Source organism: Streptomyces sp. NPDC046870, assembly GCF_040704595.1.
Lineage (GTDB): Bacteria > Actinomycetota > Actinomycetes > Streptomycetales > Streptomycetaceae > Streptomyces > Streptomyces argyrophylli.
This window is the reverse complement of sequence record NZ_JBEYXM010000017.1, coordinates 109,901-124,469: the sequence shown is the minus strand read 5'-3', so window position 1 is coordinate 124,469 and position 14,569 is coordinate 109,901. Positions and strand designations below refer to the sequence as shown.

Genomic DNA, 14,569 nt, shown 5'->3' with positions numbered 1-14,569 from the left:
TTCCGGCATCGCGCGCCGGCACCGACCACCGGTCGGTCACGTTCGGTTGGCCACGCGCCTTGCGTGCCCCGGTTGCCCGCTTTCGTTGCCGCGGCCGGCTGCTCGTGGTGCGCGGGCAGCTCTGCCGGTCATAGCAGTCGCGCTCCGGCCGTGGCGTTCGTGGATCCCGGCCGGCGGCACGACCGTCCTGCCGCCGGTGGAGCGCCACCAGGCGGACTCAGCGAGCCGCGGCCCGGCGCAGCACCTCGGAGACCGGGCCACCGGTGCGCGGCACGAGAGGCGGGGCCTCCGCCGTGGCGAAGGGCTCGGGAGCCGAGTGCGCGTTGGGCCGGCGTCCGCCGCGCCCCTCACCGAGCACCTGCCAGCCGTCATGCGTCAGCGTGATGTACGCCCCGCAGCGCAGCCCGTGCAGCGTGCAGGCGTCGCGCAGCCCCCACATCCATGCGCCGTCCTCCTCGGTCCAACGCGCGTCGCCCTCACGGCAGTAGAGCAGAACAGCCGTGCGCACGGGGGTGCGGCGGCGGAGGTCGTGCGGAATCACCCGGCGCAGTTGGGCCAGCAGCGTGTTGCGGAACATCCAGCCGTCGGCGGCAGCCGGACGGCGTGTGAACGAGGCGCTGGCCCGCAGCCGCTCGTCCGGGTCGAGTACCGCCACGATCGCCGTGAGCGGCTTGGGGTGATGGCGGGCGTGCAGTCCGCTGACGACCTCACGGGGGTTGCGCAGCAGAGGGATTCCGGCAGCGGCCCATTCGGCCGGCTCGAGCAGGCGACTGGCGGAAGCGGCGGACGTGGACGTCGACAACGAGGCCGCCGAGGACGAGGCGAATCCGAAGGTCACGTTCCTCCCTTCGGCTACGCGCCCACACTGCGGGCGAGGTCGGATTCGGGGGAGCGCGCACCGCAGCGGAGCCCAACCGGATCACGGACGAACCGAGCGGGGAGCGGACCTCAATTCTTCCTGTCGAACTTGGCTGCGGCAACGAGCAATTGGCACCGCCGACTGTTATCTGCTGGTGCGTGGCTTATATCCCTACCCAAAGGTTCGGCTGACGATGCCTCAGGTGCCTCGTCACCGCCTGCCGGGTCACCCTGCGTAGCTGCGCGGTCATCCCTGAGCTGCGCGGCCCTGCGGAACACGCCGCTCAGTCCGGCAGGCGAGAACGCGCGGCGGCACGCCGGTCATCCCCGGATCACCCTGGAGCGGCAAGGAGCGGGTCACGGCAATCTGTCAGCCCTGCACGGCGAGGACCAGCGGCAGCACTCCGCGCGCCCCGGACTTCCGCAGCAGACGTGTCGCGACGGCGAGCGTCCAGCCCGTCTCCGTGAAGTCGTCGACCAGCAGCACGGGACCGTCCGCCTCGGCGAGTGCCGACGCCAGCTCGGGCGGCACCGTCAACGCACCGTCGAGGGTCTTCAGCCGCTGCGCGCTGTTGCTGCGTGGCGAACGGGCAGCGTCCCCGGCGTACTCCACCGAGCCGAGCAGGGGCAGTCTGCCGACTTCGGCGATCCGGGTGCCCAGGGACTGGATCAGCCGGGGCCGGCTGCGCGAGGCCACGGTGACGACGCCCACCGGCCGGGGCGGGGCGTCGGACGCACCTGAGGCCCAGCCGCCGGGACCTCGGGCCCAGTCGGCGAGGACGTCCACCACGGCTCGCGCCACGTCGTCGGGCACGGCGGCGTCCGGCGTCTGGGGCGCGAGCAGCGGACGCAGGCGGTTGCCCCAGCCGATGTCCGACAGGCGTCCCAGCGCCCGCCCGGGCAAGGCCTGCTCCCCGGCCGGGATGCGTCCCTTGAGGTCGATGCCGATGGCCGGCAGACCGGTCGGCCACATGCGGCGGGGCTCCACTTCCACGCCGGCGCGGCCCAGGTCGCTCCGCGCGGCGTCGAGGGCCGCCGGCGACAGACCGGAGGTGAAGCGCGGTCCGGCGCAGTTGTCGCAGCGGCCACAGGGTTTGGCGCCCTCGTCGTCCAGCTGGCGCTGCAGGAACTCCATCCGGCACTCGGTGGTGGCCGCGTACTCGCGCATCGCCTGCTGTTCGGCCGCGCGCTGCCGGGCCACCCACGCGTAACGGTCGGAGTCGTAGGACCACGGCTGCCCGGTCGCGATCCAGCCGCCCTTGACGCGGCGCACCGCTCCGTCCACGTCGAGGACCTTCAGCATGGTCTCCAGGCGTGAGCGCCGCAGCTCCACGAGCGGTTCCAGGGCGGGCAGCGACAGGGGTCCGTCGGCCCGGGCCAGGACGTCCAGCGTGCGCCGGACCAGATCCTCGGAGGGGAAGGCCAGCGAGGCGAAGTACTGCCAGATCGCCTCGTCCTCCTTGCCGGGCAGCAGCAGCACCTCCGCGTGGTCGACACCACGGCCGGCCCTGCCGACCTGCTGGTAGTAGGCGATGGGGGAGGAGGGCGAGCCGAGGTGGACCACGAAACCGAGATCCGGTTTGTCGAAGCCCATGCCGAGCGCGGAGGTGGCGACCAGGGCCTTGACGCGGTTGGCGAGCAGGTCGTCCTCGGCCTGCTGGCGTTCGGCGTTCTCCGTCTTGCCCGTGTACGAGGCGACGGCGTGCCCGCGCTGCCGCAGGAAGGCGGTGACCTCCTCGGCGGCGGCCACGGTCAGCGTGTACACGATGCCGGAGCCCGGCAGGTCGTCCAGATGGTCGGCGAGCCAGGCCATCCGGTGCGCGGCGTCCGGGAGCCGCAGCACGCCGAGGCTCAGACTCTCCCGGTCCAGCGGTCCGCGCAGGACCAGCGCGTCGGACGCGCCCCCCGTGCCGAGCTGCTCGGCGACGTCCGCGGTCACCCGCGCGTTGGCCGTGGCGGTGGTGGCCAGCACGGGAACCCCGGGCGGCAGGTCGGCGAGCATGGTGCGCAGCCGGCGGTAGTCGGGGCGGAAATCATGGCCCCAGTCGGAGATGCAGTGGGCCTCGTCCACGACGAGCAGGCCGGTGGCCGCGGACAGCTTGGGCAGGACCTGGTCCCGGAAGTCCGGGTTGTTCAGCCGCTCCGGCGAGACGAGCAGCACGTCGACGTCGCCCGCCGCGATCTCGGCCTGGACGGCCTCCCACTCCTCGGTGTTGGCGGAGTTGATGGTCCGGGCGCGGATACCGGCCCGGCCGGCCGCGTCCACCTGGTTCCGCATGAGCGCGAGCAGCGGTGAGACGATCACCGTCGGCCCGCTTCCTCCGGCCCGCAGCAGCGAGGTCGCCACGAAGTACACCGCGGACTTGCCCCATCCCGTGCGCTGCACGACCAGGGCCCGGCGCCGGTCCGCGACCAGTGCCTCGATCGCCCGCCACTGGTCCTCGCGCAGCCGGGCCGCGCCCGTGGCATCCCCGACGAGCCGGGCGAGGACGGCGTCCGCCCGGGCCCGGAGATCCGCGTTGCTCGTGTGCTCCATGCGTCCCATACAACAGGACGGCACCGACAAACGGGCGGGCACGGGCCGAGGCTGTGGACAACGCGGCACCGCGTTGTCGTGTCCCTGATTCGAGTTATCCACAGGCTCAACCGGAACCGCAAGATCCGCGAGATCGTCGGCGCATGACGAATCACAGCGAAGCCACCGGACCCTTCGACAGCGGCGACATCCCAGGGCAGGAGCCGCCGGCCGGACCGGCCGACCACGCCACGCAGGTCACGCTGCGCACCCCGGCCGAGCTGGCCGACGCCCTGCCCTACCTCCTCGGATACCGCCCGGAGGACAGCATGGTGCTCGTCGCCCTGCACGACCACGCGGGCCGCCGCGGCAGGTTCGGCGGCCGGGCCCGGCTCGGCATCCCCGCGACCGAGGAGGACTGGGAGGCCGCCGCCCGGCAGCTGGCCCGCGGTCTGGTCACCGGAAGCGAGAGGCGCGGCTCCCGGCCCGAGCGGATGGTGGCCTACGTCTGCCAGGAACCGGGTCCCGGAGAGTCCGGCCGGGACGTCAAACGACGGCTGCAGAGGCTGGCCCACCTGATGCGGACCGAATGCGGCAACCTCGACGTGCCGGTCATCGAGGCCCTGTGCATCTCCGACGGCCGTTTCTGGTCGTACTGCTGCCCGGTCGAGGGCTGCTGCCCCGAGGACGGTTCGCCGATGGGCCTTCCCGGCACGTCGGTACTCGCCGCGGCGGCCACCTACGCCGGCATCCAGGTGCGCGGCACACTGCGGGAGCTGCGCGCCAGGCTGCGGCCGTGGGAGACCAGCGCGGCGCTGGAACAGGAGATCGCCCTGGACGCGGCCGGCATGAGCCTGGTGCCGCGCATCCTGGACGAGAGGGCCCGTCAGGAGGTGGCCGAGGAGACCCTGGACCTGGCCGAGCGGATCATTCGCCGCTACGGCACCGCGGCCCCGGTCTCCGGCACCCATCCGGCGGACGCGCGCGACGACAACCTCCTCGCGGACGACGAGGCGGCCACCCTGATCCTCGGCCTCCAGGACCGTACGACCCGCGACAGGGCCGCGGCCTGGATGGAAGGGGACGACGCCGGGCCGGCGCTCCGGCTCTGGCGCGCTCTCGCTCGCCGCTGCGTCGGGCCCTACGGTGAGCACGCCGCCGCACCACTGACCCTCGCGGGCTGGGTCGCCTGGTCCATGGGCGATGAACTGGAGGCGCGGGAGGCGTTGGCCATGGCCCTGGCCGCGGATCCCGACTACCTCTTCGCCCGCCTGCTGCACCAGGCGTGCAACGAGGGGCTCGACCCGGAGGCGGTCCGCCGCTGCCTGCGCACGGACAGCGCACGGCGCACGACGGCGGGGACCACGGAGCGAACCGGCCCGGCACCGCAGACCACTCCCACCGCACCCCCGCAGGCCCCGGCGCCGGCACCCGCAGCCGGTGTCCGGGCGGACGACCCGAGCGCCGAGCCCGGCTCCCGGACGGGCAGGCAACGACGGCGCCGGGCGCGCAACGCGGGAGGTGAAGACGGCCGTCAGACGGCGCGCGCGAAGGGAGGCCGACGGAGGCCGGCCGACACCCGCCCCCAGGCGCCCGCCGCCGAGTCCTCTGCGCCCGGAACCCGCAGCCCGATCACCACGCGCACGCGGGGGGCGGGTCCAGGTGCGGCCAGGACCGGTGGCGCCCGTCCGGACACCGGACGCCCGCAGGCCGAGGAGAACGGATGAGCACCGGCGAGTGTCAGGTGCCGACCCGCACGGGAACGGCCACCGGGCCACCAGGTGGGAGTGAAGGCACCTCCGGACACGCCGGGCGCGCACTGTTGGCGACGCACCTGGGCCGATCGGCACCGGGTGCCCGCACGCTCACCTCCCGCCGGCCGGTGATGCCATCACCGGGTGCCCGGACGCCCATCCCTCGCCGACCGGGCACGCCAGCACCGAGTGCTCCGACGCCCGCCCTCCGCCGCCCCGCCAGGCCACGATCGGTCGGCTTCACAGGGCGAGCCGTGACCCGGAGGAGCCCGCTGCCGTTCACCTGAGTGGCGGAAGGCCTGGACGGGCCCAGCCGCCGTACCTCCCCTGTCCTCCGGGGCGGCCCATTGGCCGCCCAGCACGTCCGAGGCACACCGAGCGCAGAAGAAGCCAGCCCATGCACCAGCAGCCGACTCCGCCCTCCGCCGCCGGCGAACGTCCGCCCCGGAGCAGGTCCGAGCCGTTCCTGACGGACGTCACAGGCCCCCGCACACCGAAGGCGGGCGGCTTTCGACCGGCCTCCCGTGCGGACGTCCACACCCTCGCCCCGGCCCCCCAGGGCGGCCCTCTGCCCGCCGTCACGGCCCGGTCCCGCGGTCTCACCGCGGCTGCGCCGCCGCGGCGCACACCTCCGGTCAGTCACCCGGTGCCGGAGTTGCCGCCCACGCACACCGCCCTGATGTGCCTGGCCCTGCCCGGCCTTGCCATCTGCGGCGAGTCGGGACAGTTGGCCGGGCGGGGACTGGACGGGATCTACCGGGGCGGCAGACGGCTGCTGTCCCGGTGCCAGGTCCGCGTGGCAGGCCGTGAACCGCTGCCGGTGCAGGCCTGGATGACCGGAGCCGACAGCGCCCGCTTCGTGGGGACGCTGCGCACCGCCGCGGCCACCGGCCCCGATCCCGACGTCGTCGTCGAACGGACACGCCACGCCGACGGGACCGAACAGATCACCTTGCGCAGCGCGGCCCCGCGTCCGCTGCGCCTGCCCGTCGAGGTCGCCCTCGGCACCGACCTGGCGGAACTCGCCGCCATCGCCGCCGGGGCGGCGGGCCCCGAACTCCCGGCCAGCGTCCACGACTCGGGCCTGCGCTGGGCCAGGGACGGCGCCGCCGCCTGCGTCACCCCGGACCCGCCGCCCGCCGACGCCCTGGCGTCCGCAGGACTGCTGCGCTGGGAGCTGGAACTGCCACCGGGCGGGACGGCAACCGTGGAACTGCGGGTACGGCCCGAGGGCGCCGGCCCCCTGCGGGCCGCGGGACACGCCGCCGGCCCTCTTGCCCTCGCCCGGGCGGCCGGCGACGACCACCGGGTGGGCCCGCTGCTCCACTCGGCCGTCGCTGATCTGCGGGCACTGCTCCTGCGTGATCCCGCGCACCCCGCCGACACCTACCTCGCGGCGGGCGCCCCCTGGCGCTGCGGGATGGCCCCGGCCGAGGCGCTCACCGCGGCCCGCATGACGCTGCCCCTGGGTACCCGGCTCGCCGCGGGCACCCTGCGCACCCTGGCCCGTACGCAGCTCCCGGGGCCGGGCCCCCGGGCCGGCATGATCCCCGGCCCGCGTCGCGACGCCGGCCCGCATCTCCCGCCGAGTTGCACCGGAACGGAGGCCACACTGCTCTTCCCCGTCCTGCTCGCCGAGGCCCGCCGCTGGGGGCTGCCCGATCAGGAGACACAGGAACTGCTCCCCGCGGCCGAGCGCTGCCTGACCTGGCTGCGGACCACCGTCCGCGACGGCACGTACCTCCGCGATCCGCATCCCACAGGGGCGGCCCGCTGCGAGACCCAGGCCCATGCGCACCGTGCCGCCCTGCTCGGTGCCGACCTTCTCGACGCCTACGGCAGACCGGGCGCCACGGAACTGCGCCAGTGGGCCCAGACCCTGCGGTCCGCCTTCCGGGCCGACTTCTGGGTGGAGGACCGCGGCGGCGGACGCCCGGCCATGGCCCTGGCAGCGGATGACCGGCCCGTGCCCCACCTGGCCGCCACCGCCGTCCACCTGCTCGACACCGGGCTCCTCGGCGGCGGCATAGTGGCCCCGGGCCTGCTCGACAAGGTGCACACCGCACACCTCGCCCGACTGCTCGGCGCCCCCGCCATGGACACGGGCTGGGGACTGCGCGGCCTCGGCACCCAGGAGGCGGGACACAATCCGTTCGGCCACCGGACCGGAGCCGTACGCGTCCAGGAGACGGCACTCGCGGTCGCCGGGCTCGCGGCGGCCGGATACGAGAAGGAGGCGGCCGGACTGCTGAACGGGCTGCTGGACGCGGCGGAACACTTCGGTCACCGCCTGCCCGAGATGTTCGCCGGCGAACAGCGCTCCGCCGGCACCGCGCCCCTCCCGCACCCCGCCGCCTGCCGTCCGGCGGCCACCGCGGCGGCCTCCGTGGTCCTGCTGCTCACGGCCCTCGCCGGGATCCGGCCCGACGCCCCCGCCCGCACGGTGACCCTGCGCCCCGTCCACAGCGCCCCGCTCGGCGAAGTCGGACTCCACGGTCTCCGTGTCGCGGGCGCCCCTTTCGCCGTGCGGATCAGCCGCCTCGGACTGGCCATGGTGGAGGAGGCGGCAGACGGCCTGCAACTGGGCGTATGACCCCCGCGGAACAGGCCCTGACCTCGTGCGACAGCACTGGCCGGACAGGCGGAGAGCCGGTTCGGCACCCCGGACGGAAGAGAAGCGGAATCACCGCCCGGGCGACGGGCGAAGGGAGTGTTTATCGTCAGGCAGACGACTATGATCGCGGCATGCCCTACGACCCGTCAGCCTTTCCGCCCTTCGCCGTCACCGTGGATCTCGTCGTGCTGACCGTGCGCCGCCATTCCCTGTGCGCGCTGGCGGTACGCAGGGGCGAGCCCCCGTTCCAGGGGCGCTGGGCGCTGCCCGGCGGCTTCGTACGGGCCGACGAGGATCTGTCCCAGGCGGCGGCGCGTGAGCTGGCCGAGGAGACCGGGCTGTGCGCTCACGACCCCTCGGCCCCGGCCCAGGACAACGGAGCCCACCTGGAGCAGCTCGCCACCTACGGTGATCCCAAGCGGGACCCGCGCATGCGTGTGGTCAGTGTCGCGCACCTCGCGCTCGCGCCCGACCTGCCCGCGCCGCGTGCCGGCGGCGACGCGAGCAACGCGCGCTGGGCCCCGGTCGAGGAACTGCTCCAGCAGGGTGGCTATGGCCGCGACGGCGAACCCGTGGCACCACTCGCCTTCGACCACGCGCAGATCCTCGCCGACGGAGTGGAACGCGCCCGCTCCAAGATCGAGTACTCGTCGCTGGCCACCGCCTTCTGCCCGCCCGAGTTCACCGTCGGAGAGCTGCGCCGGGTGTACGAGGCGGTGTGGGGTGTGGCCCTCGACCCGCGCAACTTCCACCGCAAGGTCACCGGAACACCCGGATTCCTCGTCCCCACCGGGGGTACGACCACGCGCCAGGGCGGCAGGCCCGCCCAGCTCTTCCGAGCCGGCGGTGCCACCCTGCTCAACCCGCCGATGCTGCGCCCCGAGGTCTGAGACCAGGGGCCGCAGGCCCGTCTGGACGACCGGCGCACCGGGCCGCCGTACCGAGCCCCGGGTCCATCGAACGGCGGACAAGATCGGGCCTAGACCACGCGGCATGTTTTCGCAAGTCGCCTTATACCGGGAAAACTGGACATATAGCGCTATCTTGCTGCAGGTGATCCAGGCCTTCGGACTGACCAGCAACCCCCGCAAGGCGCATCCGCCCGCCGTCGACGACGTTTCCTTCGAAGCGCGCGCCGGGCATGTCACCGCGCTCCTCGGGGCCGCGGGTGCGGGCAAGACGACGGCGCTCAGACTCATGCTTGAGCTCCAACCCGGGCGCGGAATCACGTACTTCAGGGGGCGGCCCCTGCACCGGATCGCGCACCCGTCACAGGAGGTCGGCGTACTCCTCGGTGATGTGCCGGGCCACCCGTCCCGCACGGTCCGCGGCCATCTGCGCATGCTGTGCGCGGCGGCGGGAGTTCCCGCGCGGCGGGCCGACGAGGTCCTCGAAGTGGTCGGTCTCGTCAGCCTCCGCGAGGAGCGCCTCGGCACGCTGTCGCGCGGCGTGGACCGCAGAGTCGGCCTGGCCTGCGCCCTGCTGCCCGACCCGCACACGCTCGTCCTGGACGAACCCGCCGACGGTCTCCCCGCCCGTGAGGCCCAGTGGCTGCACAGCATGCTGCGGGCCCACGCCGCCCAGGGCGGCACGGTGCTCTTCACCACGGCCGACACCAAGGAGGCCGCGCGGAGTGCCGACCGGGTGGTCACGCTCGACGCCGGGAGAGTCGTCGCGGACCAGGAGGCGAGGGCGTTCGCCCGCACCCGGCTACGCCCCCGCGTGGCCGTGCGCAGCCCGCACGCCGTGCGTCTCGCGGCCCTGCTCGCCAAGGACGCGCGCACCACTCGCCGCTCCGTCGAGGTCGTACGCGAGGGCGGCAACCGCCTGTCGGTGTACGGCACCACGACCGCCGACGTCGGCGAGATCGCGTTCCGCAACGGCATCCTCGTGCACCAACTGGCCGACGAAGTGGGCGACATGGGGCCGGGAGCCGGTGCCGAGTGCGACGCAGGGGCGTGGTCCACCGAGCCCCTCCCGGTGGTCCCGGACTCGGTGCCGGCAGACCGGGAGACCCGGCAGGGCCACAGCCCGGCGACATCGCAGCCGGCGCCACCCGGCACCCGGTCCGAGGAACCTGAGCAGGCCCCGGCGGGCCCTTCGTGGGCGCGTCGCCGACGCACCGTGTCGGGCCGCCCGGCGTCGCAGTCCGCCCAGCACTCCCCACCGGAGCCCGGCTCGGCCGCGCTCGGCGACTCACCGCGGGACGCGAGCGGCACCGCGGACGAGCCGCCGACGGCGCCGGAACGCGCAAGGCCGGCGTCCGAGGAACCCACGACCTCTGCCCTTCACGCCGTGGACTCGCGCCGCATGCAGCCGCCGGGGGAGTCACGCGCTCCGATGACCGGTGCGGCCACGGCCGAATCCCGCGCGAAGACCCCCGAGCGGTCCGCGCCCCGTCCGGGCGCCGCCGCGCCGGGCCACTCCTCGGCCGACGCGACCGTCGGCGGGCAGACTCCGGAACAGCCCGAGCGCACCCTCGATCCGCCCGCACCTGAGCCTGAGCGGCCCGCGGGCGGCTTCTCCCAGGGCGGCGAAGACTGGTTGACGCCCGGGCTCGCGGCGCGGGAACGCGGGCGGACCGCCGACGGTGAGCGGACCGCACCGGGCCACGACTTCGATCAAGACGGCGCGGCGGAGCGTCCACTGATCGCCCCCGGGTCTACGACGCACGCCGCGTCGTCGGCCGGTACAGCTGTCGACGGCGGCGACGGCCACGGCGAAGTCACCGCATCCGGCGGGAAGAAGACGGCCGGTGCCGACGCCGGTGCTGCGCCCGCCAGGGCCACCGGGGGGCGGTCCGCCGACCCGGCGGCCACCCCGGACTCCGGCTCCGGCGCGGTCACCACGGCTTCCGAACCGCAACCCGGAAGCACCCGCGCATCCACGACGACCCTCGCCGGCCCCCGCACCCTCCTGCCCGGGGCCAGGAACCCGGGCGCCCGGCAGCAGACCGGCCGCACCGCCCGGACCGACGGTGCCCGTCCCGTCCCCGCCCTCTCCCCTCTCCCGCCCCCCATCTCGGTCCGCCCCGCCCGCAGTCCTCTGCGCCCCCTGCGCTACGAGATCCGGCGCGCCGGCGGAATCGGCACCGGCTTCCTCGTCTGCGGTGCCGTACTGGTGGTGTCCGCGCTCATCGCCGTACTCCTGGCGCGGCTCGGTCACACCCCGCAGGCGCGGCTGTTCGCCGCGTGGCCGCGAGAGCTGCCGCTGCCGCCCGCGGCGCTCGCGGCGGGACTGCTCGGTGCGCTGGCCTACGGGGACGAGTTCCGCCACCCCGCCCTGGCGGCGGACCGCGGCACCGTCCCCCGCCGGCTGGGACTGCTCACCGCGAAACTGATCGTCTCCGGAGCCACCGCGGTGCTGCTCGCCTTCCTCACCGTGGGCTGCGACGCCGAAGCGCTCTACATCGTCTACGGACGGGAGCTGACACGAGTTCCCGCGGACTGGCTTTCGCTGACCGCGAGTTGGTTCGGGCTGGTCGTCGGTTGCGCCTGGGCCGGTGTGCTGGCGGCCGGTGTGTTCCGGTCCACGACGGGCGGACTGGCCGCCGTCCTCGCCGTGCCCGTCCTCGTGGTGCCCCTCGTGCACGCGGCGCTACGGGGCCCGGCCGTACGGATGGCGGCAGGCTTCCCGGTGCGGATGCGCGAGGTCTACCTGCTGCAGTGGCCCTTCGGCGGAGAGCGGTACCTGGCCGCGGTCGCGCGGCTCCTCGCCCAACCCGTCGGGAGCGCGCTGGCGTTGTCGCTGGCGGCACTGCTCGGCGCGTACCTGTTCACCGCGCTGCGCACTCGGTTCCGATGACAACTGTCCGTACGCTTCCGTTCTCGCTGTGTACACAACTCCCCGAAGTGAGCCCGTTTCTTTTCGATAAGGCGTCAATTGCGACGCCGTGAGCGATCACCCTTTCGTGTGCTTTTCACCAAAGCCCTCAAGGGAGTTGAAAGCGACGCCGACAAAGGATCCGTGAGTACCCTTGCGCACACCATGATGACCGCCGCCCGCTCCTCAGACTCAGGTCTGGCCGGCCCGGGCGAACTCGACCGCTACCCCTACGCCGAGGCGCCGGTGACCGACCGCGTCGGCGCACCTGCCTGGGACGGCGGGGATCCCGATCTGGGCCGTGTCGGCAGAAGGACCTCGGGCAGCCGTGGACGCGGACTGCACGGCCAACTCGTCCAGCAGCTGGGACAGATGATCGTCTCCGGCGACCTGGGCGCCGACCGCCCGCTGGTGCCGGAGGAGATCGGCCAGCGCTTCGAGGTCTCCCGCACCGTCGTCCGCGAGTCCCTCCGGGTCCTGGAGGCCAAGGGCCTGGTCAGCGCCCGCCCCAACGTCGGTACGCGCGTGCGTCCCGTCAGCGACTGGAATCTTCTCGACCCGGACATCATCGAGTGGCGGGCCTTCGGGCCGCAGCGCGACGACCAGCGACGGGAACTGAGCGAGCTGCGGTGGACGATCGAGCCGCTCGCCGCCCGTCTCGCCGCCGGGCACGGGCGCGAGGAGGTGCAGCAGCGCCTCTGCGACATGGTAGAGATCATGAGCCACGCGCTGGCCCAGGGCGACGCGCTCACCTACTCGCGCGCCGACACGGAGTTCCACTCGTTGCTGATCCAGATCGCGGGCAATCGCATGCTGGAGCACCTATCCGGCATCGTCTCGGCGGCGCTCCAGGTCTCCGGCGGCCCGGTCACCGGCTGTGACAGGCCGAACGAGGCGTCCCTCGCTCAGCACGCGCGGATCGTCGACGCGCTCGGCACCGGCGACGGCACGGCGGCGGAGAGCGCCATGCGCCAGCTCCTCACCGTCCACCCCGAAGTGGAGCGCGTGGTGCCCGCCCCGCGCGAGCACTGACCTCGCGAGGAACGCGGTGCGGTCGCCGGTGTGCGGCGCTCTCGTGGTACTCGTGGCGGCACCAGGCCCGGGTACCGGCCGCCGCCGGACCCGGCCGGACCTGCGGGGTCCGGCCGGGTCCGGCGGTGACGGGAAGCCCTGGTCGCGGATGCGGCCGGTCGAAGGTCAAAGGTGATCTCATTTGCACATGTCTGACCGCCTTTGACCGCTTACGGGGTGTGACTCGGGCCACGCAGATTGGGCGTAACGCTCGTGGAGACAGCGCGATGACCTAAGAGGTGACAGCCGCGGAGGGAATACGGACGCCGAACCAGGCGCTGTGCATCTTCCCGGCCCCCGCCCGCGCCGTCGGCCCATCCCCAGGCCGGTGGTCGGCTCCTGTCCGCAGTGGACAGTGCCGGAAGCCGTTTTCCAACGTTCCGAGAGGTTGTTCGTGTCGGCCAGCACATCCCGTACGCTCCCGCCGGAGATCGCCGAGTCCGTCTCTGTCATGGCTCTCATTGAGCGGGGAAAGGCTGAGGGGCAGATCGCCGGCGACGATGTGCGTCGGGCCTTCGAAGCTGACCAGATTCCGGCCACTCAGTGGAAGAACGTACTGCGCAGCCTCAACCAGATCCTTGAGGAAGAGGGTGTGACGCTGATGGTCAGTGCCGCAGAGCCCAAGCGCACCCGCAAGAGCGTCGCAGCGAAGAGCCCCGCCAAGCGCACCGCCACCAAGACGGTCGCGGCGAAGACGGTGACCACCCGCACCGCGACCACGGCCGCCCCCGCGGCGCCCGCCGCCCCGGCCGCGGCAGACTCCGCCGACGACGCCGCACCCACCAAGAAGGCCGCCGCCAAGAAGGTGACCGCCAAGAAGGCGGTCGCGAAGAAGGCCGTCGCCAAGAAGACGGCCGCCAAGAAGACCACCGCCAAGAAGGACGACGTCGAGCTTCTCGAGGACGAGGTTCTCGAGGACACCAAGGTCGCCGACGAGCCCGAGGGCGCCGAGAGCGCCGGCTTCGTCCTGTCCGACGAGGACGAGGACGACGCGCCCGCGCAGCAGGTCGCCGCGGCCGGCGCCACCGCCGACCCGGTCAAGGACTACCTGAAGCAGATCGGCAAGGTCCCCCTGCTCAACGCCGAGCAGGAGGTCGAGCTGGCCAAGCGCATCGAGGCCGGCCTGTTCGCCGAGGACAAGCTGGCGAACGCCGACAAGCTCGCCCCGAAGCTCAAGCGCGAGCTGGAGATCATCGCCGAGGACGGCCGCCGCGCCAAGAACCACCTGCTGGAGGCCAACCTCCGTCTCGTGGTCTCCCTGGCCAAGCGTTACACCGGCCGCGGCATGCTCTTCCTGGACCTCATCCAGGAGGGCAACCTGGGTCTGATCCGCGCGGTCGAGAAGTTCGACTACACCAAGGGCTACAAGTTCTCCACGTACGCCACCTGGTGGATCCGGCAGGCGATCACCCGCGCCATGGCCGACCAGGCCCGTACCATCCGTATCCCGGTGCACATGGTCGAGGTCATCAACAAGCTCGCGCGTGTGCAGCGCCAGATGCTCCAGGACCTGGGCCGCGAGCCCACCCCGGAGGAGCTGGCCAAGGAACTCGACATGACCCCGGAGAAGGTCATCGAGGTCCAGAAGTACGGCCGTGAGCCCATCTCGCTGCACACCCCGCTGGGCGAGGACGGCGACAGCGAGTTCGGTGACCTCATCGAGGACTCCGAGGCCGTCGTCCCGGCCGACGCGGTCAGCTTTACGCTCCTGCAGGAGCAGTTGCACTCCGTCCTGGACACTCTGTCCGAGCGCGAGGCGGGCGTCGTCTCCATGCGCTTCGGTCTCACCGACGGTCAGCCGAAGACCCTCGACGAGATCGGCAAGGTGTACGGCGTGACGCGTGAGCGGATCCGCCAGATCGAGTCCAAGACCATGTCGAAGCTGCGCCACCCGTCGCGTTCGCAGGTGCTGCGCGACTACCTCGACTAGGTCGC

8 protein-coding genes are annotated in these 14,569 nt (G+C 73.3%); 6 read left to right on the top strand and 2 right to left on the bottom strand.

All coding sequences use genetic code 11. The features are described 5' to 3' along the window. Positions 1 to 217 precede the first annotated feature (217 nt). Complete coding sequence (locus AB0946_RS29395; protein ID WP_366763683.1) at positions 218 to 838, bottom strand: hypothetical protein; 621 nt, start codon at positions 836 to 838, stop codon at positions 218 to 220. A 390-nt stretch (positions 839 to 1,228) separates the two neighbouring features. Further along, the gene (locus AB0946_RS29390) at positions 1,229 to 3,394 is read right to left on the bottom strand and encodes a RecQ family ATP-dependent DNA helicase (RefSeq protein ID WP_366763682.1); all 2,166 of its coding nucleotides are present in this window, start codon (positions 3,392 to 3,394) and stop codon (positions 1,229 to 1,231) included. A 143-nt stretch (positions 3,395 to 3,537) separates the two neighbouring features. Here AB0946_RS29390 and AB0946_RS29385 point away from each other — a divergent pair, with 143 nt between their 5' ends. The 6 genes from AB0946_RS29385 (at position 3,538) to AB0946_RS29360 (ending at position 14,564) form a co-directional block, all read left to right on the top strand. Then, the gene (locus AB0946_RS29385) at positions 3,538 to 5,100 is read left to right on the top strand and encodes a DUF4192 domain-containing protein (RefSeq protein ID WP_366763681.1); all 1,563 of its coding nucleotides are present in this window, start codon (positions 3,538 to 3,540) and stop codon (positions 5,098 to 5,100) included. Positions 5,101 to 5,806: 706 nt separating this feature from the next. Then, positions 5,807 to 7,720 carry a glycogen debranching N-terminal domain-containing protein gene (locus tag AB0946_RS29380; RefSeq protein ID WP_366763711.1) on the top strand — a complete coding sequence of 638 codons (1,914 nt, stop codon included), beginning with the start codon at positions 5,807 to 5,809 and terminating at the stop codon, positions 7,718 to 7,720. Positions 7,721 to 7,872: 152 nt separating this feature from the next. After that, positions 7,873 to 8,631 (top strand): NUDIX hydrolase, encoded by a 759-nt coding sequence (locus AB0946_RS29375; RefSeq protein WP_356336680.1) that lies wholly within the window; start codon positions 7,873 to 7,875, stop codon positions 8,629 to 8,631. A gap of 163 nt (positions 8,632 to 8,794) precedes the next feature. Beyond that, entirely contained in the window at positions 8,795 to 11,545 is a 2,751-nt protein-coding gene (locus AB0946_RS29370; protein ID WP_366763710.1) for an ATP-binding cassette domain-containing protein, read from the top strand. Between the two features lie 162 nt (positions 11,546 to 11,707). Further along, entirely contained in the window at positions 11,708 to 12,595 is an 888-nt protein-coding gene (locus tag AB0946_RS29365; RefSeq protein WP_366763680.1) for a FadR/GntR family transcriptional regulator, read from the top strand. A 433-nt stretch (positions 12,596 to 13,028) separates the two neighbouring features. After that, complete coding sequence (locus AB0946_RS29360) at positions 13,029 to 14,564, top strand: RNA polymerase sigma factor (RefSeq protein WP_366763679.1); 1,536 nt, start codon at positions 13,029 to 13,031, stop codon at positions 14,562 to 14,564. Positions 14,565 to 14,569 lie beyond the last annotated feature (5 nt).